General features: G+C 62.1%; 21 protein-coding genes. 13 read left to right on the top strand and 8 right to left on the bottom strand.

The window, feature by feature from the left end; all coding sequences use genetic code 11:
• Nucleotides 1-36: 36 nt before the first annotated feature.
• Nucleotides 37-684, bottom strand: a complete 648-nt coding sequence (locus MHM88_RS01820) for an invasion associated locus B family protein (protein WP_239359421.1) — start codon at nt 682-684, stop codon at nt 37-39.
• A gap of 576 nt (nt 685-1,260) precedes the next feature.
• On the opposite strand from MHM88_RS01820, the gene MHM88_RS01815 reads away from it, so the two are divergent.
• Nucleotides 1,261-2,805 carry a helicase HerA-like domain-containing protein gene (locus MHM88_RS01815; protein ID WP_239359419.1) on the top strand — a complete coding sequence of 515 codons (1,545 nt, stop codon included), beginning with the start codon at nt 1,261-1,263 and terminating at the stop codon, nt 2,803-2,805.
• A 52-nt stretch (nt 2,806-2,857) separates the two neighbouring features.
• On the opposite strand, the gene MHM88_RS01810 is transcribed toward MHM88_RS01815, so the two are convergent.
• The 5 genes from MHM88_RS01810 to MHM88_RS01790 form a co-directional block, all read right to left on the bottom strand.
• Entirely contained in the window at nt 2,858-4,183 is a 1,326-nt protein-coding gene (locus MHM88_RS01810; protein WP_239359417.1) for a branched-chain amino acid ABC transporter permease, read from the bottom strand.
• Nucleotides 4,180-5,190: a branched-chain amino acid ABC transporter permease gene (locus MHM88_RS01805; RefSeq protein WP_239320169.1), complete on the bottom strand. Its 1,011-nt coding sequence runs from the start codon at nt 5,188-5,190 to the stop codon at nt 4,180-4,182. The genes MHM88_RS01810 and MHM88_RS01805 overlap by 4 nt, the downstream gene beginning before the upstream one ends.
• A gap of 3 nt (nt 5,191-5,193) precedes the next feature.
• On the bottom strand, nt 5,194-5,907 hold the full coding sequence (locus MHM88_RS01800; protein WP_239320170.1) for an ABC transporter ATP-binding protein: 714 nt from the start codon (nt 5,905-5,907) through the stop codon (nt 5,194-5,196).
• Nucleotides 5,904-6,695, bottom strand: coding sequence for an ABC transporter ATP-binding protein (locus MHM88_RS01795; RefSeq protein ID WP_239320172.1), 792 nt, complete (start codon nt 6,693-6,695; stop codon nt 5,904-5,906). The genes MHM88_RS01800 and MHM88_RS01795 overlap by 4 nt, the downstream gene beginning before the upstream one ends.
• 110 nt (nt 6,696-6,805) lie before the next feature.
• The gene (locus MHM88_RS01790; RefSeq protein WP_239320175.1) at nt 6,806-7,999 is read right to left on the bottom strand and encodes an ABC transporter substrate-binding protein; all 1,194 of its coding nucleotides are present in this window, start codon (nt 7,997-7,999) and stop codon (nt 6,806-6,808) included.
• 139 nt (nt 8,000-8,138) lie between these two features.
• Here MHM88_RS01790 and MHM88_RS01785 point away from each other — a divergent pair, with 139 nt between their 5' ends.
• Entirely contained in the window at nt 8,139-9,245 is a 1,107-nt protein-coding gene (locus MHM88_RS01785; protein WP_239359415.1) for a PQQ-dependent sugar dehydrogenase, read from the top strand.
• Nucleotides 9,246-9,248: 3 nt separating this feature from the next.
• Here MHM88_RS01785 and MHM88_RS01780 read toward each other — a convergent pair whose 3' ends face one another.
• On the bottom strand, nt 9,249-10,253 hold the full coding sequence (locus MHM88_RS01780) for a GlxA family transcriptional regulator (RefSeq protein WP_239320179.1): 1,005 nt from the start codon (nt 10,251-10,253) through the stop codon (nt 9,249-9,251).
• 200 nt (nt 10,254-10,453) lie between these two features.
• On the opposite strand from MHM88_RS01780, the gene MHM88_RS01775 reads away from it, so the two are divergent.
• On the top strand, nt 10,454-11,824 hold the full coding sequence (locus MHM88_RS01775) for a class II 3-deoxy-7-phosphoheptulonate synthase (RefSeq protein ID WP_239320181.1): 1,371 nt from the start codon (nt 10,454-10,456) through the stop codon (nt 11,822-11,824).
• 215 nt (nt 11,825-12,039) lie between these two features.
• On the opposite strand, the gene MHM88_RS01770 is transcribed toward MHM88_RS01775, so the two are convergent.
• Complete coding sequence (locus MHM88_RS01770) at nt 12,040-12,990, bottom strand: PAS domain-containing protein (protein WP_239359413.1); 951 nt, start codon at nt 12,988-12,990, stop codon at nt 12,040-12,042.
• 242 nt (nt 12,991-13,232) lie between these two features.
• Here MHM88_RS01770 and MHM88_RS01765 point away from each other — a divergent pair, with 242 nt between their 5' ends.
• The 10 genes from MHM88_RS01765 (at nt 13,233) to phoU (ending at nt 23,323) form a co-directional block, all read left to right on the top strand.
• Complete coding sequence (locus MHM88_RS01765) at nt 13,233-14,129, top strand: YicC/YloC family endoribonuclease (RefSeq protein WP_239359411.1); 897 nt, start codon at nt 13,233-13,235, stop codon at nt 14,127-14,129.
• A 16-nt stretch (nt 14,130-14,145) separates the two neighbouring features.
• Entirely contained in the window at nt 14,146-14,799 is a 654-nt protein-coding gene (gene gmk / locus MHM88_RS01760) for a guanylate kinase (protein WP_239359409.1), read from the top strand.
• The gene (locus MHM88_RS01755) at nt 14,796-15,317 is read left to right on the top strand and encodes a gamma carbonic anhydrase family protein (protein WP_239359407.1); all 522 of its coding nucleotides are present in this window, start codon (nt 14,796-14,798) and stop codon (nt 15,315-15,317) included. Before gmk ends, MHM88_RS01755 begins: the two co-directional genes overlap by 4 nt.
• A gap of 26 nt (nt 15,318-15,343) precedes the next feature.
• Nucleotides 15,344-16,501, top strand: a complete 1,158-nt coding sequence (locus tag MHM88_RS01750; protein WP_255734235.1) for a PLP-dependent aspartate aminotransferase family protein — start codon at nt 15,344-15,346, stop codon at nt 16,499-16,501.
• Nucleotides 16,502-16,554: 53 nt separating this feature from the next.
• Nucleotides 16,555-17,595 (top strand): ATP-binding protein, encoded by a 1,041-nt coding sequence (locus MHM88_RS01745; RefSeq protein WP_239320192.1) that lies wholly within the window; start codon nt 16,555-16,557, stop codon nt 17,593-17,595.
• Nucleotides 17,596-17,850: 255 nt separating this feature from the next.
• Complete coding sequence (locus MHM88_RS01740; RefSeq protein WP_239320195.1) at nt 17,851-18,891, top strand: substrate-binding domain-containing protein; 1,041 nt, start codon at nt 17,851-17,853, stop codon at nt 18,889-18,891.
• A 94-nt stretch (nt 18,892-18,985) separates the two neighbouring features.
• A complete protein-coding gene (pstC, locus tag MHM88_RS01735; protein WP_239320198.1) occupies nt 18,986-20,458 on the top strand; it encodes a phosphate ABC transporter permease subunit PstC in 1,473 nt (490 codons plus the stop codon).
• Nucleotides 20,455-21,783, top strand: coding sequence for a phosphate ABC transporter permease PstA (pstA, locus tag MHM88_RS01730; RefSeq protein ID WP_239359403.1), 1,329 nt, complete (start codon nt 20,455-20,457; stop codon nt 21,781-21,783). The genes pstC and pstA overlap by 4 nt, the downstream gene beginning before the upstream one ends.
• A gap of 14 nt (nt 21,784-21,797) precedes the next feature.
• On the top strand, nt 21,798-22,595 hold the full coding sequence (pstB, locus tag MHM88_RS01725) for a phosphate ABC transporter ATP-binding protein PstB (RefSeq protein WP_239320203.1): 798 nt from the start codon (nt 21,798-21,800) through the stop codon (nt 22,593-22,595).
• A gap of 17 nt (nt 22,596-22,612) precedes the next feature.
• The gene (gene phoU, locus MHM88_RS01720; protein ID WP_239359401.1) at nt 22,613-23,323 is read left to right on the top strand and encodes a phosphate signaling complex protein PhoU; all 711 of its coding nucleotides are present in this window, start codon (nt 22,613-22,615) and stop codon (nt 23,321-23,323) included.
• Nucleotides 23,324-23,326 lie beyond the last annotated feature (3 nt).

Raw genomic sequence — 23,326 nt, 5'->3', positions numbered from 1 at the left:
GTCAGGCGGGCGTTTTCACATTCAGACTATGCGCGGTTATTGCTTGACCACGTCCACGGCGTTGAAGCCGGCGGTGAAGCCGTTCAGCGACATCGGTACCGACACCGTGGTATCCGGCGAGGGCGCCGGGCGCAGGCTGAAGATCGCCTCGTTGCCCTGTTTGAACGCGTTGATGTCTGCTTCGGTCAGGCCGATCTGCGCCACGCAGCCGGCGGAATTGCAGAACGAGAAGTTGTAGCGCTTGCCGGGGGCGCCATCGACCGAGACCGTCAGGCCGGCCGGCAGCAGCGTTTCCAGCGGCGCAATCACCGTGGCACCTGCAACCGCGAGACCGCCACCGGATTGATCGATGCGGAACAGCGAAACCTCGGCCACCGGGCCGCCTTCCTCATCCAGCAGCACCTGGAGCAGCGAGCAGGGGTCTTCGCCGGAGTCGGTGCGCACGCAGGCGAGGTCCCAATCTCCGAATTTCTCTTTCGAATAGCGCTGCCCCACCCGAAGCGCCGCATCCGCGGGCGTGCCCAGATCCAGCAGCTGGTCTGCAGTGGCTGCGGGTGCCTCTGCATCTTGCTCTGCGGTGTCCGCAGTCTGATCGGCTGTGTCCTGATCCGTCGTCTCTTGCGCTGCCAGCGGCGAGGCCGCGAGGAGAAGTGCAAGAGAGACCGAGCTGAGGGATTTCAACATGAATGCCTCTTCTGTTTGAAACTGTCTTCGCCATGTAACATGACCACCTGCATGTGTCAGGGGAATAACGCCTGTTTCGCTTGCAAATACCTGAAATCCGCCGATGTTCGCGCGCGCCGTGGGGCGAGCGGGGCAACGAGGCGCACCAAAACGCGACAGAACGACGAAAAAGGGGGCCGAAGCCCCCTTTTACGTACACATCTCCCCGTCGGACTGGCCGACTTAGTTATTAATCAGAACGTTACGAGCGAAATCCTCATCGGTCAACATGCAATGAGAAAAAAATCGCGTATCTTCGCCAGCGCGCCATTTTGCGCTTGTATTGCGAAAGCCCTGTGACAGGGGCGGCGATTTCAGGAAGATCAACTGGGGGCCCGCCAATAGCACCGATCGGGGGAACTGGCTGTCGCGATGCGCCCCGCAAAAAAATGGCCGTGCACTAAGGCACGGCCAGTCTGACAGGGAGGAAATGTCCGTCAGTTCAACCGCATTCGAACCAACGGGCAAGTTCACGCTGGCACATAAAGGTTAACATTGTATTTTTGTTCCATAACCGGCTTTAGGAGTTCTGACCGAATGCCAGAGGAATTGTTTATTGGAGGGGGTGGTGCAGACTATGGCGACGCGCAGCACCTGCAACTTCGTTACGCCAATCGGCACGGGTTGATCGCCGGGGCCACCGGCACCGGGAAAACCGTTACGCTTCAAATTCTTGCAGAGAGTTTCTCGAACCAGGGCGTGCCTGTCATCCTGGCCGATGTCAAAGGCGACCTGTCGGGACTGACCAAAGCCGGCAGCGCATCGGCAGAGCTGCACGACGCGTTTGTTAAAAGAGCGCAAAAAATTGGATTTACCGCGTTTGACTATCACGACGTGCCCGTGACCTTTTGGGATCTGTTCGGGCAGCAGGGTCATCCGGTGCGCACGACGATCGCCGAAATGGGTCCGCTGCTGCTGGGGCGACTGCTGGAACTGAGCGACGCGCAGGAGGGAATCCTGAATATCGCCTTTCGCCTCGCCGATGAACAGGGGCTGCCGCTTCTGGATCTGAAGGATCTGCAAGCCCTGCTGGTCTGGGTCGGGGAAAACCGGGACGCGCTGTCGCTGCGCTATGGCAATGTCTCCACCGCCTCGATCGGCGCCATCCAGCGGCGGTTGCTTGTGCTGGAAAATCAGGGCGGCGCCGACATGTTTGGCGAACCGGCGCTGGACCTGCGCGACCTGATGCGCCGGGACGACACCGGGCGCGGGATGGTCAATATCCTCGCCGCTGACAAGCTGATGGCGGCGCCGAAGCTCTATGCCACCTTCCTGCTGTGGCTGCTGAGCGAATTATTTGAAACCCTGCCGGAGGTGGGCGATCCCGACAAACCGGAGCTGGTGTTTTTCTTCGACGAAGCACATCTGTTGTTTGAAGACGCGCCCAAGGCGCTGGTCGACAAGGTGGAGCAGGTGGCGCGGCTGATCCGCTCCAAGGGGGTTGGGGTCTATTTCGTGACCCAGTCGCCGGATGACATTCCCGAAGATATCCTCGGGCAGCTCGGCAACCGAATTCAGCATGCGTTGCGGGCTTTTACCGCGCGCGACCGCAAGAAGCTGAAACTGGCCGCCGAGACCTATCGCGAGAACCCGCGGTTCTCGACCGAGGATGCCATCCGCGATGTTGGCGTTGGCGAGGCGGTTACCTCGCTGCTGGAGAAAAAGGCGGTGCCGGGAATCGTCGAGCGCACGCTGATCCGCCCGCCCTCCAGCCAGTTGGGGCCAATCACACCGGCGGAACGGGCAGAGGTTCTGCGCCACTCCCCCATGTCGGGGAAATATGACGCCCCGGTTGATCGAAACTCGGCCTATGAAATTCTGATGGCGCGCGCCAGTACCGCTGCAACAGAGGCCGCCGATGCAGAAGACCAGGCCGAGCACGCGCCCGATCCGATGGTGCGGGAATTCAATGCAGCGCGGCGCTACAGCGGCAGCCGGGTGGGGCGGTCCTCTGCCCGCCGGATCGGGGGCGCCGACACGATCGCCTCTGCCATGTCGGAGGCGGTCATCAAGGAGTTGAAGGGCACAACCGGCCGCCGCATCGTGCGCGGCATTCTGGGAGGATTGTTCAAGGGGCGCTGAGACACTGCCATCCCCGAAGAAAAACGCCGCCCCGATGAGGCGGCGTTTTTTTTTACTTTTCAGGGATCAAGCCGCGTGGGCTAAACCTCAGCACCAGGAGCAGAACCAGCCCCATGGTAAACAGACGCATATGCGCCGCACTTTCCAGCAGATGCGCGCGCAGGCCGCTGTCCTCCGCCATGCCCGCGGTGACAACTTCGATCAGCAGCACGCCGAGGGGTTCGACCTTGATCCAGAGGAACCAGACCAGCAGCCCGCCCAGCACCGCGCCGAAATTGTTGCCGGAGCCGCCCACGATCACCATCACCCAGATCAGGAAGGTAAATCGCAGCGGGTTGTAGGTCCCGGGGGTCAGCTGACTGTCGAGCGTGGTCATCATCGCACCGGCCACACCGCAAATGGCAGAGCCGAGGATGAAGATCTGCAAATGACGCCGGGTGACATGTTTGCCCATGGCGTTTGCGGCCGTCTCATTGTCGCGGATCGCGCGCATCATCCGGCCCCACGGGCTCTTGAGCGCCATCTGCGCCATCCACAACAGCACCAGCAGTACAACGGTGAACAGCAGCGCATAGCCCAGCTTGACGTAGAGCGTGGAGGCGGTGGTGGCGTCAAAGCCCCAGGACGCCGCCCGTTCGACAAAGGCGGGATCGTTTTGCAGATCGACCTCATAAGGCAGCGGCCGGGGCAGGCCGACCACGTTCTTGACGCCGCGCGACAGCCAATCCTCGTTCTTGAGCACCGCAAGGATGATCTCGGCAATGCCGAGGGTGGCGATCGCCAGATAGTCAGAGCGCAACCCGAGCGCGGTCTTGCCGATCACCCAGGCCGCGCCCGCAGCCAGGAGACCGCCAACCGGCCAGGCCAGAAGCACCGGCAGTCCGAGGCCACCGATATTGCCCTCCAGCGCGGGGTTGATGTCCTCGATCGCCTCGACACCCGGATCAAGCATGGCGCGGTAGATGACAAATCCCAGGATGAGAATGGCCAGCATCGCCAACGTCCGCACCCGCCCGGCCGGCAGTTTCTGATAGGCGACGATGGTGGCGGCAATGGTCGCCGCACCGAGGATCAACGCGATCACGATCCGCTGACCGCCAGCCTCCCAGGCCCCCGGCGTTGCCGGCATCGAGGTCAGCACCACGGCCAGACCACCAAGCGCGGTGAAGCCCATGATGCCGACGTTGAACAGCCCGGCAAACCCCCATTGCAGGTTTACACCAAGCGCCATGATCGCCGAGATCAGACCCATGTTGAGAATGGTCAGCGACGAATTCCACGACCCCGAGAACACGCCTGCGGCGGTGGTGGTTCCTTCGAGCACCAGCAACACGCCCACGGCAACAAACAGAAGCGTATGTTTCATCGTATCGTTCATACCGCTTTCCCCTTGAAGATGCCGGTGGGTTTGAACAGGAGCACGATCACCAGGATCGCGAAGGACACCGCAAATTTGTAGTCGGTGCTCAGCAGCTGCGCGAGCCCGTCAGGCTCCAGGCTTTCCGGCAGGACATAGCCCGCAACCTTTTTCCAGGCGTAGGTGATCATCACCTCGCTCATGGCGATGACAAAACCGCCGGCGATCGCGCCCAGCGGATTGCCAAGCCCCCCGACGATCGCAGCCGCAAAGATGGGCAGCAACAGCTGGAAATAGGTGAACGGTTTGAATGACTTATCAAGACCATAAAGCGTACCGGCAATGGTGGCCAGCGCTGCCACGATCAGCCAGGTGATCATCACAACACGCTCCGGGTTGATGCCGGACAACAGCGCCAGATCCTCATTGTCGGAATAGGCGCGCATGGATTTGCCGGTGCGGGTCTTGTTCAGGAACCAGAACAACAGCGCCACAACGATGATCGCGGTCACCAGGGTGATCCCCTGCGAGGTCTTGATCGCCAGTCCTTCGTCGAGGCCGGTCATCTGCTTGAAGGTGCGGGCCTTGATGATGAAACGCTCACCATCCGAGAACCGCTGATCGCCGGGGCCGATGATGAAACGCACCAGGCCGTTCATCATGAACATCACGCCCAGCGAGACCATCACGAAGACCACAGGTTTTGCCTTCTGCTGGCGATAGAAGCGGAACACGGCACGGTCGGTGCCGACCACAAGCGCCATGGTGATGGCGATGCCAAAGGGCAGGGCCAGCAAGGCCGTCGGCAGCGGACCTGCTGAGATCCCCATCGACTGGAACCACCAGGTAAAGAGGATCGTCACCATGGTGCCAAAGGCCATGGTATCGCCATGGGCAAAGTTCGAAAACCGCAGGATGCCGTAGATCAGCGTCACGCCAAGCGCGCCAAGCGCCAGCTGGCTGCCATAGGCGATGCCGGGAACAAGCACGAAGTTTGAAAGCGCCACGAAGGCGTTGAGGAAATCCATCTCTTAGCCTCCCAGAAACGATTGGCGCACTTCGTCGTCGGCAAGCAGCTCCTTGCCGGTGCCGGTATGTGCATTGCGGCCCTGAACCAGGACATAGCCTTTGTCCGCGATTTCAAGCGCTTGCTTGGCGTTCTGCTCCACCATCAGGATCGGCAGCCCGGTGCGGGCCACCTCGATGATGCGGTCGAACAGCTCATCCATGACGATCGGCGAGACGCCCGCGGTGGGCTCATCCAGCATCAACACCTTGGGCTTGGTCATCAGCGCGCGGCCCACGGCCACCTGCTGACGTTGCCCGCCCGACAGCTCTCCGGCGGCCTGAAACCGCTTTTCCTTGAGGATCGGGAACAGGTGATAGACCTGCTCCATCGTGTCGGAGAAATCATCGGTGCGGATGAAGGCCCCCATCTCGAGGTTCTCCTCCACCGTCATCGAGGTGAAGATATTGCTGGTCTGCGGCACAAAGCCCATGCCCTTGACAACCCGGTCCTGCGGGCTGAGGCTGGTGATGTCTTCGCCCCCCAGGCGCACCGCACCGGAGCGCACGCTCAGCATTCCGAACACGGCCTTCATGGCGGTGGATTTACCGGCACCGTTGGGGCCGACGATCACGGCGATTTCGCCGGGGTTCACGGCGATGGTGCAGTCATGCAGGATGTCCGGCCCCTTGCCGTAGCCCCCCGTCATGCTGTCACCAATCAGAAAGGGTTCGCTCATGCGTCCGCCCCTTGCAATTTGTCTTTGTTTTTCAGACCGGTACCGAGATATGCTTCGATCACGTGCTCATTGGCCTTGATCTCGTCCAGGGTGCCTTCGGCCAGTTTCTTGCCCTCGGCCATGACGATCACCGGGTCACACAGACGGCCGATGAATTCCATGTCATGTTCGATCACCACGAAGGTGTAGCCGCGTTCCTCGTTGAGGCGCTTGATGGCGTCGGCGATGGTATAGAGCAGCGTCCGGTTCACGCCCGCGCCCACCTCGTCGAGGAACACGATCTTGGCGTCGACCATCATGGTACGGCCCAGCTCCAGGAGCTTTTTCTGACCGCCGGAGATTTCGCCCGCCTTCAGGTCCGCGATATGGCCGATGGTGAGGAACTCCAGCACCTCATCCGCCTTGGCGCGCAGGGCGCGTTCCTCTTCGGCGATGCGCTTGCGGCCGAACCAGGTGTTCCACAGCGTCTCTCCCGATTGATTGCCCGGAACCATCATCAGGTTCTCGCGGCAGGTCATCGAGGAGAACTCATGCGCGATCTGGAAGGTGCGCAGCAATCCCTTGTGGAACAACTCATGCGGTGGCAGGCCCGTGATGTCCTCACCATCCATCAGGACGCGGCCTGACGTGGGTGGAAGAACACCTGCCACAACGTTGAAAAGAGTGGTTTTTCCCGCACCGTTTGGTCCGATCAAACCGGTAATGGAGCCCTTGGCGATTTCCAGCGAAGCGCCGTCCACCGCGTGGAACCCGCCGAAGTGCTTGTGCAAATCCTCGACGACGATCATGTCATTTCATCCCCTGCCGCGTGTTTTTGCGGCCCCTTTTAATTTGGAACAGCCCGGGGCGCTTGCGGCTCCCGGGCTGATCAGATGTCGATGTCAGTTCGTGAAACGGATCAGCGGAACTTTACCGTCACGTTCTTGCCGTCCTGAACTTCGATCTCGCGGTAGGAGCCTGCGCTCTCGCCCGGTCCGATCAGTTCAACGCCGGTGGCGCCCTCATAATCGATGTCACCGCCATTGGCGAGGATTTCGAGCGCCTTGCCCAGATCGCCGGGGTTGATCTTTTCACCGGGGGCGTTGGCGACTTCCATCACCTTGGCGCCGTATTCAGCCGGATCAACGGATCCTGCCGCCTGCATCGCCAGCATGAAAAGTGCAGCCGCATCATAGCTTTCCGCGGAATAGGCGGAGGTGCCGTCAAAGCCCGCGTCAGAAGCCATCTTGGCGTAGATTTCCGCGCCTTCGCTGTCGGAGCCGGCGATCTGGCCGAAGGAGCCATCAAGGTCCGATCCAACGTTGGTGGGCAGCGAATCGCCGATCATGCCACCGGGCAGGCCGAAGGTGTCGAAAGCACCGGTGTCGAGCGCGCCCTGGATGATGCCCAGACCGCCCTGGTCGAGGTAGCCGGCCACCACGAGGATGTCGCCACCGGCCGAGGCCAGCGCCGCAACTTCGGCGGAGTAGTCGCCCTTGCCGTCTTCATGCGCGGTCACGATGGTGACTTCGCCGCCAACTTCCTCAAAGGAGGACTGGATGGCATCGGCGAGACCCTTGCCGTAGTCGTTGTTGGTATAGGTCAGGGCAATGGAGTCGATGTCACGATCCTGCAGGATCGCTGCCATCACCTGACCTTCGCGCGCATCGGAGGGCGCGGTGCGGAAGAACAGGCCGTTGTCCTCCATGGTCGACAGGCCCGGCGAGGTCGCGGAGGGCGAAATCAGCACCATGCCATTTGGAATCGCGACGTTCTGCAGGATCGCGCCGGTCACGCCGGAGCAGTCGCCACCGATAATGCCATGGGCGCCGTCGGCCAGCAGTTTCTCGCCATTGGCGGTGGCCAGACCGTTGTCGATACAACCGGTGTCGGCACGCATCGGGGTCACCTTGGCAGCATCCAGCAGCTTGCCGGAGTCGGTCACTTCGGCCATGGCCAGTTCAGCGCCCGCGCCCATGGCCGGAGCCAGGGATTCAATCGGACCGGTAAAGCCCAGCAGGACGCCCAGTTTGACTTCCTTCGCGTGGCCATCTGCAAACGCGGTGCCTGCGCTCAGCGCAATGGCCGCAGACGCGGTCAGCAGTTTTTTCATTTGAAAACTCCCTTGTTGGAACAATGTTGTTCGTCAGGAACCCTATGCAAGCCCCGCGGGAAAGGGAAGAGTGTTCAGCATTGCTTTTTGTGACTCGGCGATGTGGGCGCTAACACCCCTCCCCAAAAGGAGAAAGCCGATGATATACCGCCTCGCCCTGATCTTCTGCCTCAGCCTCGGCTCCGCCCTTGCGACCCCGCCGGAGGCCGCTGCGATGGACAGCCGCCAGGGGCAGCTGACCGTGGAAAAGATGGTCGACGGGCTGGATGTGCCCTGGGGGTTCACGTTCCTGGATGATGACGCGCTGCTGGTGACCGAACGGGACGGTCGCCTGTGGTACGTGAAAGAGGGCCGCAAACAGACGGTGAGCGGTGTCCCGACGGTCGCTGCCGACGGGCAGGGCGGCTTGCTCGATGTGGTGGCGGCGCGGGATTTCGACCGGAGCCGGCGGATCTATCTCACCTATGCAAAACCCCAGGGCAGAGGCGCCGGCACCGCGGTTGCCCGGGCGGCATTGTCGCCGGACAATCGCCAGCTCACAGATGTTACGGTCATTTTCGAAGCAAAACCCGGCGCGCGCGGCGGTCGACACTTTGGCGCGCGGCTGGTCGAAGCGCGCGATGGCAGCCTGTTTGTCTCGCTCGGCGAACGCGGCGACCGACCCAGTGCCCAGGACCTGGGCCGCGAGCAGGGCTCGGTTATCCGCATCCTGCCGGATGGCCGCATCCCGGGCGACAACCCCTTTGTCGGCGTGCAGGACGCGCGCCCCGCGATCTGGTCCTACGGTCACCGCAACCCGCAGGGGCTGGCCATGGACGCACAGGGGCGGCTGTGGGGCGTGGAGCATGGCGCCAAGGGCGGTGACGAGGTCAACCTGATCGAGAAGGGCACCAACTACGGCTGGCCGGTGATCTCTTACGGGACACATTACTCCGGGCGCAAGATCGGCGAGGGCACCCGGACCCCGGGCATGGCACAGCCGGAATGGTACTGGGATCCCTCGATCGCGCCGTCCGGTCTGATGATCTACTCCGGGAAACTCTGGCCAGAATGGCAAGGCGACCTGTTTGTCGGATCCTTGAAGTTTGACTATATATCAAGACTGTCCGGCACGCCGTTAAAAGAGGTCGAGCAGTTGAAGTCGCCACAGACGGGGCGGGTCCGGGACCTGCGGGAGGCCCCGGACGGCAGCATCTGGTTTGCATCGGAATATGACGGCGCGCTCTACCGGCTGCGCCCGCAGTGATCGTCAGGTGATCTGCCGCGCGCCTTTGCTGCCACGCTCGCGATAGGGCGTGGTGTCGTAATGCGCGCGGTAGCATTTGGAGAAATGCGACGGCGAGGCAAAGCCGCAGGCCAGCGCCACGTTGATCACGCTCATGTCGGTCTGCATCAGAAGGTTGCGCGCCTTCTGGAGACGCAGCTCCATGTAGTACCGCTTGGGGCTGCGGTTCAGATAGCGGCGGAACAGCCGCTCAAGCTGGCGGGTCGACATGCCGACATCCTCCGCCAGGATCGACGGGCTGATCGGTTCCTCGATGTTTTTTTCCATCATCTGGATCACCATCGACAGTTTCGGATGGCGCACCCCGATCCGCGTCGGGATCGACAGACGCTGGGTGTCCTGATCGGTGCGGATGGAGGAATAGATCAGCTGATCCGCCACCATATTGGCCAGCTCCTCGCCATGATCCTCGGCGATGATCTTCAGCATCAGGTCGATCGAGGAGGTGCCGCCGGCAGTGGACATGCGATTGCCGTCGATGACAAAGACCGATTTGGTCAGATCGACCTCTTCGAACTCTTCGGCAAAACTGTCGGAATTCTCCCAGTGGATGGTGGCGCGCTTGCCGTCCAGCAACCCGGCCTTTGCCAGCGTGTAGGACGCGGTGCAGAGCCCGCCGATGGTCAGCCCCTTGCGCGATTCCCGCCGCAGCCAGGACAACACGCGTTTGGTCGTGGCTTTCTGCACCTCGATCCCACCGCAGAGCATGATGGTGTCATCGCGCTGCAATTCATTGAGATCGCTGTCCACCTGGAACACCGTCCCGGCGGAGCAGGTCACCGTCTCGCCGCCCTCGCCAAGAAGCCGCCAGGAATAGAGTTCCTGACCGGCCATGCGATTGGCGATCCGCAGCGATTCCATCGCGGCGGAGAAACACAGAAGCGTGAACTGGTCCAACAGGACAAACGTAAACCGGCGGTGTTTGCCACCCGAGGTCAGCTCAGGGAGCGTCTCTGGTTTTGTTTGCATGGCTCGGGTCCTTACAAATCGGGTCTTTTCGACAGGTGCTGGGAAAGCCGCGCGACGCGACGTCGCGAATTCAAAAACCCTGCTCACAGGATAGCAGCCGGGTCAAGATGTTGAAATTCTAAACTGGCCACTGTTAGCGCTCTTCTGTATACGCTTCTTTCGTAATACCGGGTTCCAAAGTCATTTTCGGAGTATAGGCCATGAGCAATTGGCAAAAAACGAACTGGCGCAGCAAACCGCGGGTCCAGATGCCGGAGTATACGGATCAGGATGCGCTGCATGCCGTCGAAGCGCAGCTGGGGAAATATCCGCCGCTGGTTTTTGCCGGCGAAGCGCGCCGTCTGAAAGCCCAGTTGGGCGCCGCCGGTCGTGGTGAGGCCTTTCTCCTGCAAGGCGGCGATTGCGCCGAGAGCTTTGAGCAATTCAGCGCCGATGGCATCCGCGACACCTTCAAGGTGATGCTCCAGATGGCAATGGTGCTGACCTATGGTGCCAAGGTCCCGGTGGTCAAAGTGGGGCGCATGGCCGGTCAATTCGCCAAACCGCGCTCCGCGCCGACCGAGACTGTGGATGGCGTCGAACTGCCCAGCTATCGCGGTGACATCATCAACGAGCTGGCGTTCACGCCCGATGCCCGGATTCCCGACCCCAAGAAAATGCTTCAGGCCTATACCCAGGCAGCGGCAACCCTGAACCTGATCCGGGCCTTCTCCACCGGCGGTTACGCCGATGTGCATCAGGTCCACGCCTGGACCCTGGGCTTTACCGAAGGCGAAAAGGCCGAGGCCTATCGCGACATGGCCAACCGGATCACCGACACGCTCGACTTCATGAAAGCGGCGGGCGTCACCAAGGACACCGCGCATACCCTGCAAACGGTGGAATTCTACACCAGCCACGAGGGGCTGCTGCTGGAATACGAAGAGGCGCTGACGCGGATGGATTCGACGTCCGGCAAATGGCTCGCCGGGTCGGGTCACATGATCTGGATCGGCGACCGCACCCGCCAGCCGGATGGCGCGCATGTGGAGTTCTGCCGCGGGGTGCTGAACCCGATCGGCCTCAAGTGCGGCCCCACCACCACTGCCGAGGATCTCAAGGTCCTGATGCAGAAGCTCAATCCGGACAACGAAGAGGGCAAGCTGACCCTGATCGCACGTTTTGGCGCGGGCAAGGCGGGCGAACACCTGCCGCGTCTGGTCAAGGCGGTGAAGGAAGAGGGGGCCAATGTCACCTGGGTCTGTGACCCGATGCATGGCAACACCATCAAATCCGCCACCGGCTACAAGACCCGGCCGTTTGATTCGGTGCTGCGCGAGGTGCGCGACTTCTTTGGCGTGCATCAGGCCGAGGGCACGGTGCCCGGCGGTGTGCACTTCGAGATGACCGGCCAGGACGTGACCGAATGCACCGGTGGCGTGCGGGATGTGACCGAGGAAGACCTCAGTGATCGTTACCACACCGCCTGTGATCCGCGCCTGAATGCGGATCAATCGCTGGAGCTGGCCTTCCTTGTGGCCGAGGAACTGTCGCGCCTGCGCGATCCGGGGGAGACCCGCGCGGTCATCTGACCCGACGCCTTCCGGTTTCCGGAGACATGCAACCTGAGACGCGACGGCCCGCATCATATGCGGGCCGTTTTTCTGTGCTGCGCCCGGTTGCGCCGGAACGCGGCAAAAAAGAACGCCCGGGGCGTTCTGCGCCCGGGCGTCAATGCTTCAACGTCTATGTCCAGTAGGTTGAAACTTAAGCAACTTCGTCGATATTTCGACTAGAATTTTAACGATCAGTCCCGCGAAACCACAAGACGCAGGTGCGGCGCGTCTTTCTTGAGCTTGCCACCGCGCGGCGGGCGCGACACCAGTTTCTCCGCATCGGTCGTCGAGACGGTTTCCAGCGTCGCAGGTCCCTTGCGGCCAGCGTCCTCCTGACCCATTGGGCGGGTGGCTTTCAGCACATCGCTGTTTTCGCGGCGCGCCCGATCCAGCAGAGAGCGCGCCTCTTCCATCAGGCTGGTGGATTTGCGCTCAAATCCCGGGCGGGGTTCAGCAAACCCGTCGGTCTCCGACGATGTCTTTGCCGACAGGTCGCGGCGTGGCAGATCTTCGAGCCCCGGGGCGGTGACGCGCGGCGTCGCCTTGAACGCGGGGCTGGCTGTCGCGGCGTCGGACTTGCCGATCTTGCGAATTTCGTAATCCTCGACCAGGAAGCGCTGCGAGACCCGGCTTGCCCCACCGTCAGAGACCAGAACGCCCAGCGCGCGGCTGACATCGCCCAGATCGCTGCGCAGGGGCAGCAGGATCATCCGTGCGGTACGGCTGCCGCGCAGGCGGGTCGCTTCGGTTTTCAGGTCGAATTCCAGGATCGACGGATCGTCGAACATATGTTCCAGCGCGGCGCTCAGGGTCTTGCGGGCATCGGCGGTAAAGAAGGCGGTCAGAGGCATGCCCCGCACTTCCATTCCGGCCAGTTCGTTGACCTTCTGCCCGGCCAGGCGAAAGCGGGCGATCCCCGGTGCGACGCGCTCCAGGATGAAGGTCTGGCTGAGGATGTTCTCCAGGCCACGCGGATCAACCTGCGAACGGCTGGGAATGTCATCGCCACGGCGCAGAGCGGTCCAATAGGCCTCGGCCTGACGCAGCGGCGACACGTTCGAGCGTGTGCGAAAGCGATCCATAGCTACCACCTTGTTCAACCCCGTCTTGTTGTCTGCGCCGTCTTGACCGCGAAAAATCATTTTCTTGTCCTCTGCATCCGGTTCCGACATCGAAACTTGGCAGGAGGCCCATGCCCAAGTGTTAACGCCGAAGTGGTTACCCTGGAGTTAACATGACACAATCTGACTAAAGTTTGGACCAATAGTTTAAGCAATGGTTAACACTTTGGTATAGGCAGCCTCTGCCTTGGCAGTGTCGCGCAATACGCCTGACCATTGACCCCGCCCTGTGCCCCTGTATGCAGGATACAGGAGGGTCGCAGATGACATTGCATTCGATGACGGGATTTGCCTCCGGGCAGGGCGCAGAGGGCGCATATACATGGGTCTGGGAAATCAGATCGGTCAATGCCAAGGGGCTGGACGTGCGCGCACGGGTGCCGGATTGGCTGGAAGGTCTTGAAAACGAAATAAAAACCCGCGCCTCCAAAAAACTCGGCCGGGGCAATGTGACCGTTGGTCTGCGCCTCAGCCGCGCCGAGGATGGCAAGGGGCAGATGCAGATCAACACAGCTGCGATGGAGACCATGCTGGCCGCCATTGCCGCGACGCAGGCGCAGGCCGCGCAGGTCGGATTGCAGCTCGCGCCGGTGCGCGCCACCGATATCCTTCAGATGCGCGGCGTGCTGGAACAGGCCACCGCCGAGCAGGATTCCGAACAGCTGGTGCAGCGGCTCCTATCCGAATTCGACTCACTTCTGGCCGACTTTGTTAACATGCGCGCGGCCGAGGGCGCCGCTTTGCTGGCTGTGTTGACGAGTCAGATCGACCGGATAGACGCCTTGCGCGAGGAGGCCGCCCAGCGCGCCGATGACCGTCAGGCGCAGATCGCAGAGACGCTCAAGAGCAATCTTGCCCGTGTCCTGTCCAACAGCGAGGGCGCAGACCCTGATCGCGTCGCGCAGGAACTGGCGCTGATCGCGGTGAAGGCCGACGTCACCGAAGAGCTTGACCGGCTTGCGGCGCATGTGGCGGCCGCGCGCAAACTGATCGGGCAGGGCGGTCCGGTGGGGCGCAAGCTCGACTTTCTGATGCAGGAATTCAACCGCGAGGCCAACACGCTCTGTTCAAAGGCGCAGAACGCGGCCTTGACCGAGGTGGGATTGGAACTCAAAACCGTGATCGACCAGATGCGCGAGCAGGTTCAAAACATAGAATAAGGAGAGCACCCTCATCATGGCACACTCAAAAGCACAGCGACGGGGTCTTCTCATTATCCTGTCGTCTCCCTCCGGCGCGGGGAAATCGACATTGGCCAAGCGGCTGCGGGCCTGGGACAGCGACATCAGCTTTTCGGTATCGGCCACCACACGGCAACCGCGCCCCGGCGAGGTCGACGGGCAAGATTATCACTTTGTCTCGGTGGATTCGTTCAAGCATGACGTGGCCGATGGCGAGATGCTGGAACATGCCCACGTGTTCGGCAATTTCTACGGCTCACCCAAGGGGCCGGTGCAGAAGGCCATCAATGAAGGCCGCGATGTGCTGTTCGACATCGACTGGCAGGGCGCGCAGCAGATCACCAATTCGGATCTGGGCAAACACACGCTGTCGATCTTCCTGTTGCCGCCCTCCATCACCGAGCTGCGTCGCCGCCTGGAAAGTCGGGGACAGGATGATGCCGAGACCATCCAGCGCCGCATGCAAAAGAGCTGGGACGAGATCTCGCACTGGGGCTCCTACGATCATGTGCTGATCAACGAGGACCTTGATGAGACCGAAGAGGCACTGAAGACGATCATCACGGCCACCCGCCTGCGCCGCATTCAACAGCCTGCGCTGATCGAACACGCCCGCACCCTGCAACAGGAATTCGAGGATCTGTCATGAGCATCTATGCGCTTGGCGAACACCGCCCGCACATCCACGCCGATACATGGGTGGCCCCGGATGCCAATCTGATTGGCAAGGTGGTGCTGGAAGAGGGGGCCTCGGTCTGGTTCGGCGTCACCATCCGCGCCGATCACGAGGAGATCCGCATCGGGCGGGGCTCCAACGTGCAGGAAAACGTGGTCATGCATATCGACGCAGGCTATCCGCTGACCATCGGCGAAAACTGCACCATCGGCCATAAGGTCATGCTGCATGGTTGTACCATCGGCGAGAACTCCCTGATCGGGATGGGGGCGACCATCCTGAACGGCGCCAAGATCGGTAAGAATTGTCTGATCGGGGCGGGCGCGCTGATTACGGAGAACAAGGAAATCCCTGATAATTCTCTGGTCATGGGCGCTCCGGGCAAGGTGGTGCGCGAGGTCGATGCCGAACTCGCCGCAAAGCTGACCGCCAGCGCCGTGCACTATCAGGAAAACATGCGACGTTTCAAAGCGGAGCTGAAGGAGATTTGACCGTGAAGAATTCCCGCCCCTCTGTTATGCGCCCGCATGGTCTGCCCGACAGTGCCAGCCATCCTGTTGTGACTCCGCTCAGCCCCTCGGTGGTCTATGCGTCCGAAACCCCGGATGCGCTGGACGATCAATATGAGGGCCGCGTGCATGGCTATACCTATTCCCGTGAGGGGCATCCAAACGCCGATGTGATCGCGCGCCGGCTTGATGACATGGAGGGCGCCACCGGAGGCGTTGTGACAGGCTCCGGCATGGCGGCAGTCTCCGCCGTGCTCATGGGGTTGTTGCAGACAGGTGATCATGTCATCGGTGGCGATCAGCTTTATGGGCGTTCGCTGCGGCTGATGAAGGAAGATCTGCCGCGTCTGGGGATCAACACGTCTCTGGCCAATCCCGGCGACGTCGATGCAATCCGCGCCGCGATCCGCCCCGAGACCAAGCTCATTCTGGTGGAGGCGGTGTCGAACCCAACGCTTGCGGTGGCGGACATCGACGGGATTGCCGCGCTGTGCCGGGACCACGGCATCCTGCTGGCGGTCGATAACACCTTCACCACGCCCCGCGCGTTCAAACCGTTTGAGCATGGCGCAGACATTGTCATCCACTCCGTCACCAAGCTGCTCGCCGGGCACTCCGACGTGATGCTGGGCTATGTGGTGGCCAAGGACCCCGCGCTCAATGATCGGATGCGGGTGTTTTCGGTCACCACCGGCATGACGCCGAGCCCGTTTGATTGCTGGTTGGCAGAGCGGGGGCTGTTGTCCTTTGATCTGCGTTTTGACCGAGCCGAGGCCACGGCCGCGCGTCTGGCGGATCACATCGCTGGGCTGCCGGGGGTGAAGCGCGTCATTTACCCGACGCGCCAGGACCACCCGGATCATGCCCGCGCGCAGGCGCTGCTCAAGGGCAGGGGCTGCAATATGGTAAGCTTTGAGCTGGATGGCGGGCGCGAGGCTGCGAACGCGTTTACCCGCGGCGCCGAAGGGCTGTCCTTTGCGCCAACCCTCGGGGATGTGGGCACCACGCTCTCGCACCCGGCTTCCTCGTCACACCGCGCCCTCACCCCGGAAAATCGCGCAGCACTTGGCCTGCATGAGGGGTTCTTTCGCGTGTCGGTCGGGCTGGAAGACCCGGACACGCTCTGCGCGATCTTTGAGGCCGCAATCAACTCTGCCATGTCATAGTTACATTCAAACCCTAAGAAGGCCGTCACGACGCAAGGATGAGGCAAAAAATCATGTCGCAAGAGCTGATCGACGGGCTGCTGGCCGCGTTTCCGATGCCTGCCGTTCTGATCGATCAGACCGAACGTTTGATCGCGGCCAATGTCGAAGGCGCAACCCTGCTTGGCCCGCAGGTGATCGGGCGCCATTTTGCCACCATCCTGCGGCAACCCAATGTGACCTCGGCGATCGAGTCCTGCCTGCTTGATCGTCAGCCACGCACCGCGCGCCACCTGTCCAATGATGGCGCGCAGGACACCACCTTTGAGGTCACCCTGCGCTATGTGCCGGGGGTGGGCGCGGTCAAGGGCGGGGCGGTGCTGTTGTGTTTCGACGACATCACCGACCGGGAGCAGGCCAGTCAGATGCGGCGCGATTTTGTCGCCAACGTCAGCCATGAGCTGCGCACGCCGCTGACGGCACTGATGGGGTTCATCGAGACCCTGCGCGGGGCCGCGCGGGACGATGCCGACGCGCGCGACCGGTTCCTCAATATCATGGAGGGCGAAGCCAGCCGGATGAATCGCCTGGTGGGGGACCTGCTGTCGCTGAACCGGGTGGAAAGCGAGGAACGCGTCCGCCCGAAAGAGCGGATCGATCTGGTCAGCTATCTGAACTCCACCATCAAATCGCTTGGCCCGCTGGCGGAATCCGGCGGCACCGCGCTGACGCTAGATGCGCCGGATGCGCCGGTGGAGATCCCCGCCGATCCTGATCAGATTCAGCAGGTGTTCACCAACCTGATCGAGAATGCGCTGAAATACGGGGGCGAGACGGTCACCGTCTCCCTCAGCGCGCTGGACCGCGATCCGGCCCTGCGTTGCCCGGCCGTGCGGGTGCAGGTGACGGATGATGGCCCGGGCATCGATCCGGTGCATCTGCCGCGCCTCACCGAACGGTTCTACCGCGCCGACAACCACCGGTCGCGGGAGCTGGGCGGCACCGGCCTCGGGCTGGCGATCGTCAAGCATATCATCAACCGCCACCGGGGACGGCTGCGGGTGGAAAGCGACCTCGGCAAGGGCGCAACCTTCACCGTGATCCTGCCGCGATAAGCGCTGCACGACCCGAAAACCTGCATTCTGTGACAACATGTTAACGGCCGGCACCTGCGGAATCCCCGCTCGTGCCGGCCGTAGGCCATGTAAAACAGCCTGCCTTGCGAACTGTTTCAGTTTTTTTCTCTTCCGGGCGCCGGTTGTCATACAGCTGTTACACAGCTGTCACAAAAGCCACACCTGCGCCTTCTAGGAGGGGCGCAAGATCATCTTGGGGGTGATCGTAAACTTCTTAAACTCATGGAGACGTAAATGTCCTTTGTGAAACTGACCGCATCGACCCTGGCCATCGCCGCCGTGTCGGCCACCGCAGCTGCTGCTCGTGACCAGGTGCAGATCGCTGGCTCCTCCACCGTTCTGCCTTACGCGTCGATCGTGGCGGAAGTGTTCGGCGAGAACACCGACTTCCCGACCCCGGTCGTGGAATCCGGCGGTTCCTCCGCTGGCCTGAAGCGCTTCTGCGAGGGCGTTGGCGAAAACACCATCGACGTTGCAAACGCATCCCGCAAGATCCGCGAAAAAGAGATCAAGGCCTGTGCCGACAACGGCGTGACCGACATCATCGAAGTGCGCATCGGCTATGACGGCATCGTGTTTGCCTCCCAGCAGTCCGGCCCCGACTTCGCCGCGTTTGAACCGGCCGACATCTACAACGCCATCGGTGCAACCGTCGTGAAAGACGGCGAGCTGGTCGCCAACCCGCACCAGAACTGGTCCGAGTTCAACAGCGATCTGCCCGATGCGGAAATCGCCATGTTCATCCCCGGCACCAAGCACGGCACCCGCGAAGTCTTCGAAGAGAAAGTCCTGCTGCAGGGCTGTGAAGACACCGGCGCCGTTGCCGCCATGGAAGAAAAAGGCATGGACGAAGACGCCATCGAAGACGCGTGCTTCGACGTGCGTCAGGACGGCAAGTCCGTGGACATCGACGGTGACTACACCGAGACCCTGGCGCGTATCGACGCCAACACCAACGGCATCGGCGTGTTCGGCCTGGCGTTCTACGAGAACAACACCGACAAGCTGAAAGTGGCGACCATGTCCGGCGTGACCCCGTCCACCGAGACCATCTCCACCGGCGAATACCCCGTGTCCCGCCCGCTGTTCTTCTACGTGAAGAAAGCCCACATCGGCGTGATCCCGGGCCTGCAGGAATACGCACAGTTCTTCGTGGCTGACGAGATCGCAGGCCCCTCCGGCCCGCTCGCCAACTACGGTCTGGTTTCGGATCCGGAACTGGCCAAAACCCAGGACGCCGTCGCCAACGCGACCACCATGGGCTCCGGCAGCTAAATCCGGCCCTAGGCCAAATGTTGGGGGCGGTGTCTAGCGCCGCCCCCATTCCCTTTCTGGACGTTTTACCGACAACATGACCTCGGGGGTTACGATGCCACTTTTCTGGCTGATCTTGATCGTGCTCGTGATCGCGGCGGTGGGCTATATGCTCGGCCGATCGCGGGCGCTGGCCAATGCGGGGGGCGACAGCAGAGAGCTGCACTCGCTGCCGTCCTATTACGGCTGGAACGTGGCGCTCAAAGCCATGGTGCCCACCTTCGGGCTTTTGATCGTCTGGCTTCTGGCGCAACCGCTCTATGTCAACTCGGTGATCTCCGGCATGATCCCCGACAGTGCCATCGACGACGGCTCCTCGCGCGGGCTGGTGATGGCAGAGGTACGCCGGGCGGCGACCGGGCTCGACAATGCGGTCGCGCAGGGGCTGATGGACGAGGACTTCGCCCGCAACGCCCGCGCCGATTTCACCGATGTGACCCAGCGCCTCAAGGATGCCGGGCAGATCGTGACAGCCGAGGTGACCCAGACCGTGCTGCGCGCCGCACAGCGTTACCGGATCGTCAATTCCACCGGCTATCTGATCATGTCGATCGCGGCGATCGTGGTTGCGCTGGCGGGCACGCTGTTCGCCCTGCGTGAAACCCGCGCCCTGTTCCGCGCCCGCAACGTGGTTGAATTCGGCATCCACGCGCTGCTGGTGGCGGCTGCCTCGATCGCCATCCTGACCACGGTGGGCATCGTGCTGTCGCTGGTGTTCAACACCTGGGAGTTCTTCCGCCTCTATCCGGCAAGCGACTTCTTCTTCGGCCTCAACTGGGCGCCGAGCTTCTCTGGCCGCGGCGGGTCGTCCGACCTGGGTGTGCTGCCGCTGCTGTGGGGCACCTTCTACATCTCCATCGTGGCGCTGGCCGTGGCGGTGCCGATCGGCCTCTTTGCCGCGATCTACCTGTCGGAATACGCCAGCCCCCGGGTCCGTTCCGTGGCCAAGCCGCTGCTGGAGATCCTCGCCGGTATCCCGACCATCGTCTACGGTCTGTTTGCCTTGCTCACCGTTGGTCCGCTGCTGCTGAAGGTTTTTGGCGATGACGGGCTCGGCTGGATGCAGGCCGGCACCGCCGTGATGACCGCCGGTCTGGTGATGGGCATCATGCTCATTCCCTTTGTGTCCTCGCTGTCCGACGACATCATCAACGCGGTGCCGCAGGCGATGCGCGACGGCTCTTACGGGCTCGGTGCGACGCAATCGGAAACCATCCGCCAGGTGGTGATCCCGGCAGCACTGCCCGGCATCGTCGGCGCCATCCTGCTGGCGGCCTCGCGCGCCATTGGCGAGACCATGATCGTGGTGCTTGGGGCAGGGGCCGCGGCCCGGCTCAGCCTCAACCCCTTTGAGGCGATGACCACTGTCACCGCCAAGATCGTCAGCCAGCTGACCGGCGACGCCGACTTTGCCAGCCCCGAGGCGCTGGTCGCCTTCGCCCTCGGCATGACCCTCTTCGTGCTGACGCTGGGTCTCAACATCATCGCCCTCTACATCGTCCGCAAATACCGGGAGCAGTACGAATGACCGACGCAAGCATGGACAACCCGACCCCTGCACGCTCCAGGTCGCTGAGCCAGACCGACCCCAACACGCGCCGTCGCAATGCCGCAGAGAGACGTTTTCGCGCCTACGGCATGGCCGCGATCCTGGTCGGCCTGTTCTTCCTGACGGTGCTGTTCGTGTCGATCGTCCGCTCCGGCCTGCCGGCCTTTACCCGGACGGTGGTGACGGTGGACTTCACCCTCACCCAGGAGCAGATGGACGCCGCCGAAAGCGAATTGTTCAAGACCAAGGCCTATTCGAACCTGTTCATCGCCTCCCTCCAGGAGCAGCTGCAACAGCGCGGCATGACCGTGGAATTCGACGAGGCGGCGATCGAGCGCCTGCTCGGCAAGGTGGGCGGCACCTTGCGGGCCCACTACCAGGCGAACCCGGATGACCTGAGCCAACCGGTGGCCTTTGAACTTGCGGCCTCCAGCCGGGTCGACGGCTACTTCAAGGGCCGGGTGCAACGCGAAACCCTGCAAGACAGCCGCTTCCTGCAATTGAGCGACCTCGATCTGGTCGATGCGCTGGAAGAGGCGGGCATCATCAAGCAGGCCTTCAGCTGGGCCTTTATCACGGGCGCCGACTCGGGCGTGGACAACCCCGGCGGGGCCGGGATCGGCGCCTCGGTTGTCGGCTCCTTCTTCATGATGCTGGTTGTTCTGGTGCTGTCGCTGCCGATCGGCGTTGCCGCGTCGATCTATCTGGAAGAGTTTGCACCGCAGAACCGCTTTACCGACCTGATCGAGGTGAACATCTCCAACCTCGCGGCGGTGCCGTCGATCGTGTTTGGTATCCTCGGCCTTGCGGTGTTCATCCAGTTCATGCATCTGCCGCAATCCGCGCCGCTGGTGGGGGGGCTGGTGCTGTCGCTGATGACGCTGCCGACCATCATCATCTCCACCCGCGCGTCGCTGAAGGCGGTGCCGCCGTCGATCCGTGACGCGGCCCTCGGCGTGGGCGCCTCCAAGATGCAGGCGGTGTTCCATCACGTGCTGCCGCTGGCCGCACCGGGTATCCTGACCGGCACCATCATCGGCCTCGCCCAGGCGCTTGGGGAAACCGCACCGCTGTTGCTGATCGGCATGGTCGGCTTTGTGGCCCGCGGCTATCCCGAAGGCTTTGTCGAAGGCTTCACCGAGCCGAACTCGGCCATGCCGGCCCAGATCTACACCTGGGCGGCGCGCGCGGATGTCAGCTTTTACGAGAAGGCCTGGGGTGGCATCATCATCCTGCTTGCCTTCCTCTTGACCATGAACATCATCGCCATCATCCTACGCCGTCGCTTCGAGCGTCGCTGGTAAGGGGAGTATTTCAAATGAACGACATGACAGCAGTGGATAAGACCGTGGAAACTCAACGTACCAAGATCGCCGCGCAAAACGTCAACGTCTATTACGGCGACAGCCACGCCATCAAGGACGTCAACGTGGAAATCGAAGACAAGACCGTGACCGCCTTTATCGGCCCGTCCGGCTGCGGCAAGTCGACCTTTCTGCGGTGCCTGAACCGGATGAACGACACCATCGACATCTGCCGGGTGACCGGGGATATCCTGCTCGAAGGCGAAGACATCTACGCCAAGAGCGTCGACCCGGTGCAGCTGCGGGCGCAGGTGGGGATGGTGTTCCAGAAACCGAACCCGTTCCCCAAATCGATCTATGACAACGTCGCATATGGTCCGCGTATCCACGGGATGGCCAAATCCAAATCCGACCTGGACGACATCGTCGAGAAATCCCTGCGCCGCGGCGCCATCTGGGATGAGGTCAAGGACCGTCTTCATGCGCCCGGCACCGGTCTGTCCGGTGGTCAGCAACAGCGTCTGTGCATCGCCCGCGCCGTTGCCACCGAACCCGAGGTGCTGCTGATGGACGAGCCGTGCTCCGCACTGGACCCGATCGCCACCGCACAGGTGGAGGAGCTGATCGACGAGCTGCGCGAGAACTACTCGGTCGTGATCGTGACCCACTCGATGCAACAGGCGGCGCGCGTCAGCCAGAAGACCGCCTTCTTCCACCTCGGCAACCTGGTGGAATTCGGTCCCACCGGTCAGATCTTTACCAACCCCGAAGATCCGCGCACCGAAAGCTACATCACCGGCCGTATCGGCTAAGGCAGAGAGACAGTCTCATGGAAGAACAACATATCGCATCCGCCTTTGACCGGGATCTCGAAGCGATTCAGGCCCGGATCATGAAGATGGGTGGCCTCGTGGAGGCTGCCATCATGGAAGCCGCCCGGGCCCTGGAAACCCGTGACGAGGAGCTGGCCGCCCAGGTGGTCAAAGCCGACGCCGCCATCGACGGTCTGGAAGAGTTGATCAACGAAGACGCCGCGCGCGTGATCGCCATTCGCGCCCCAGCGGCGGTGGACCTGCGCGTGGTGCTCAGCGTCATGAAGATCTCCGGCCATCTCGAACGCATCGGCGACTATGCCAAGAACATGGCAAAGCGCACTGGCGTGCTGGCCCAGAGCCCGGCCGTGGCCGACAGCGCCGCCGCCCTGCGTCGCATGGCCCGCGAAGTGGAACTGATGCTGAAGGATGCGCTGGACAGCTATATCCAGCGTGACGTGGAACTGGCCCAGGATGTCATCGACCGCGACCGCGATGTCGATCAGATGTACAATGCGCTGTTTCGCGAATTCCTCACCCATATGATGGAAGATCCGCGCAACATCACCTCCTGCATGCATCTGCATTTCATCGCCAAGAACATCGAACGCATGGGTGACCACGTGACCGCCATGGCAGAGCAGGTGGTCTATCTCGTGACCGGCAACAAGCCGGAAGAAGAGCGCGCGAAGGCGGACACCACCTCTATTTCGACCCAGGAGGTCTAAGCC

The organism is Epibacterium sp. MM17-32 (genome assembly GCF_022348205.1).
Taxonomy (GTDB): domain Bacteria; phylum Pseudomonadota; class Alphaproteobacteria; order Rhodobacterales; family Rhodobacteraceae; genus Epibacterium.
Note: the sequence above shows the minus strand (reverse complement) of the source record. Positions and strands in the feature narration are given on the sequence as shown.

Coding starts and splice junctions, on each gene's coding strand:
- MHM88_RS01775 (WP_239320181.1), top strand. CDS start 10,454: ATGAGCAATTGGCAAAAAACGAACTGGCGCAGCAAACCGCGGGTCCAG.
- MHM88_RS01755 (WP_239359407.1), top strand. CDS start 14,796: ATGAGCATCTATGCGCTTGGCGAACACCGCCCGCACATCCACGCCGAT.
- MHM88_RS01800 (WP_239320170.1), bottom strand. CDS start 5,907: ATGAGCGAACCCTTTCTGATTGGTGACAGCATGACGGGGGGCTACGGC.
- MHM88_RS01810 (WP_239359417.1), bottom strand. CDS start 4,183: ATGAACGATACGATGAAACATACGCTTCTGTTTGTTGCCGTGGGCGTG.
- pstC (WP_239320198.1), top strand. CDS start 18,986: ATGCCACTTTTCTGGCTGATCTTGATCGTGCTCGTGATCGCGGCGGTG.
- phoU (WP_239359401.1), top strand. CDS start 22,613: ATGGAAGAACAACATATCGCATCCGCCTTTGACCGGGATCTCGAAGCG.
- MHM88_RS01740 (WP_239320195.1), top strand. CDS start 17,851: ATGTCCTTTGTGAAACTGACCGCATCGACCCTGGCCATCGCCGCCGTG.
- MHM88_RS01795 (WP_239320172.1), bottom strand. CDS start 6,695: ATGATCGTCGTCGAGGATTTGCACAAGCACTTCGGCGGGTTCCACGCG.
- MHM88_RS01780 (WP_239320179.1), bottom strand. CDS start 10,253: ATGCAAACAAAACCAGAGACGCTCCCTGAGCTGACCTCGGGTGGCAAA.
- MHM88_RS01745 (WP_239320192.1), top strand. CDS start 16,555: ATGTCGCAAGAGCTGATCGACGGGCTGCTGGCCGCGTTTCCGATGCCT.
- MHM88_RS01765 (WP_239359411.1), top strand. CDS start 13,233: ATGACATTGCATTCGATGACGGGATTTGCCTCCGGGCAGGGCGCAGAG.
- MHM88_RS01820 (WP_239359421.1), bottom strand. CDS start 684: ATGTTGAAATCCCTCAGCTCGGTCTCTCTTGCACTTCTCCTCGCGGCC.
- MHM88_RS01805 (WP_239320169.1), bottom strand. CDS start 5,190: ATGGATTTCCTCAACGCCTTCGTGGCGCTTTCAAACTTCGTGCTTGTT.
- MHM88_RS01785 (WP_239359415.1), top strand. CDS start 8,139: ATGATATACCGCCTCGCCCTGATCTTCTGCCTCAGCCTCGGCTCCGCC.
- MHM88_RS01770 (WP_239359413.1), bottom strand. CDS start 12,990: ATGATTTTTCGCGGTCAAGACGGCGCAGACAACAAGACGGGGTTGAAC.
- gmk (WP_239359409.1), top strand. CDS start 14,146: ATGGCACACTCAAAAGCACAGCGACGGGGTCTTCTCATTATCCTGTCG.
- MHM88_RS01815 (WP_239359419.1), top strand. CDS start 1,261: ATGCCAGAGGAATTGTTTATTGGAGGGGGTGGTGCAGACTATGGCGAC.
- pstB (WP_239320203.1), top strand. CDS start 21,798: ATGAACGACATGACAGCAGTGGATAAGACCGTGGAAACTCAACGTACC.
- MHM88_RS01790 (WP_239320175.1), bottom strand. CDS start 7,999: ATGAAAAAACTGCTGACCGCGTCTGCGGCCATTGCGCTGAGCGCAGGC.
- MHM88_RS01750 (WP_255734235.1), top strand. CDS start 15,344: ATGCGCCCGCATGGTCTGCCCGACAGTGCCAGCCATCCTGTTGTGACT.
- pstA (WP_239359403.1), top strand. CDS start 20,455: ATGACCGACGCAAGCATGGACAACCCGACCCCTGCACGCTCCAGGTCG.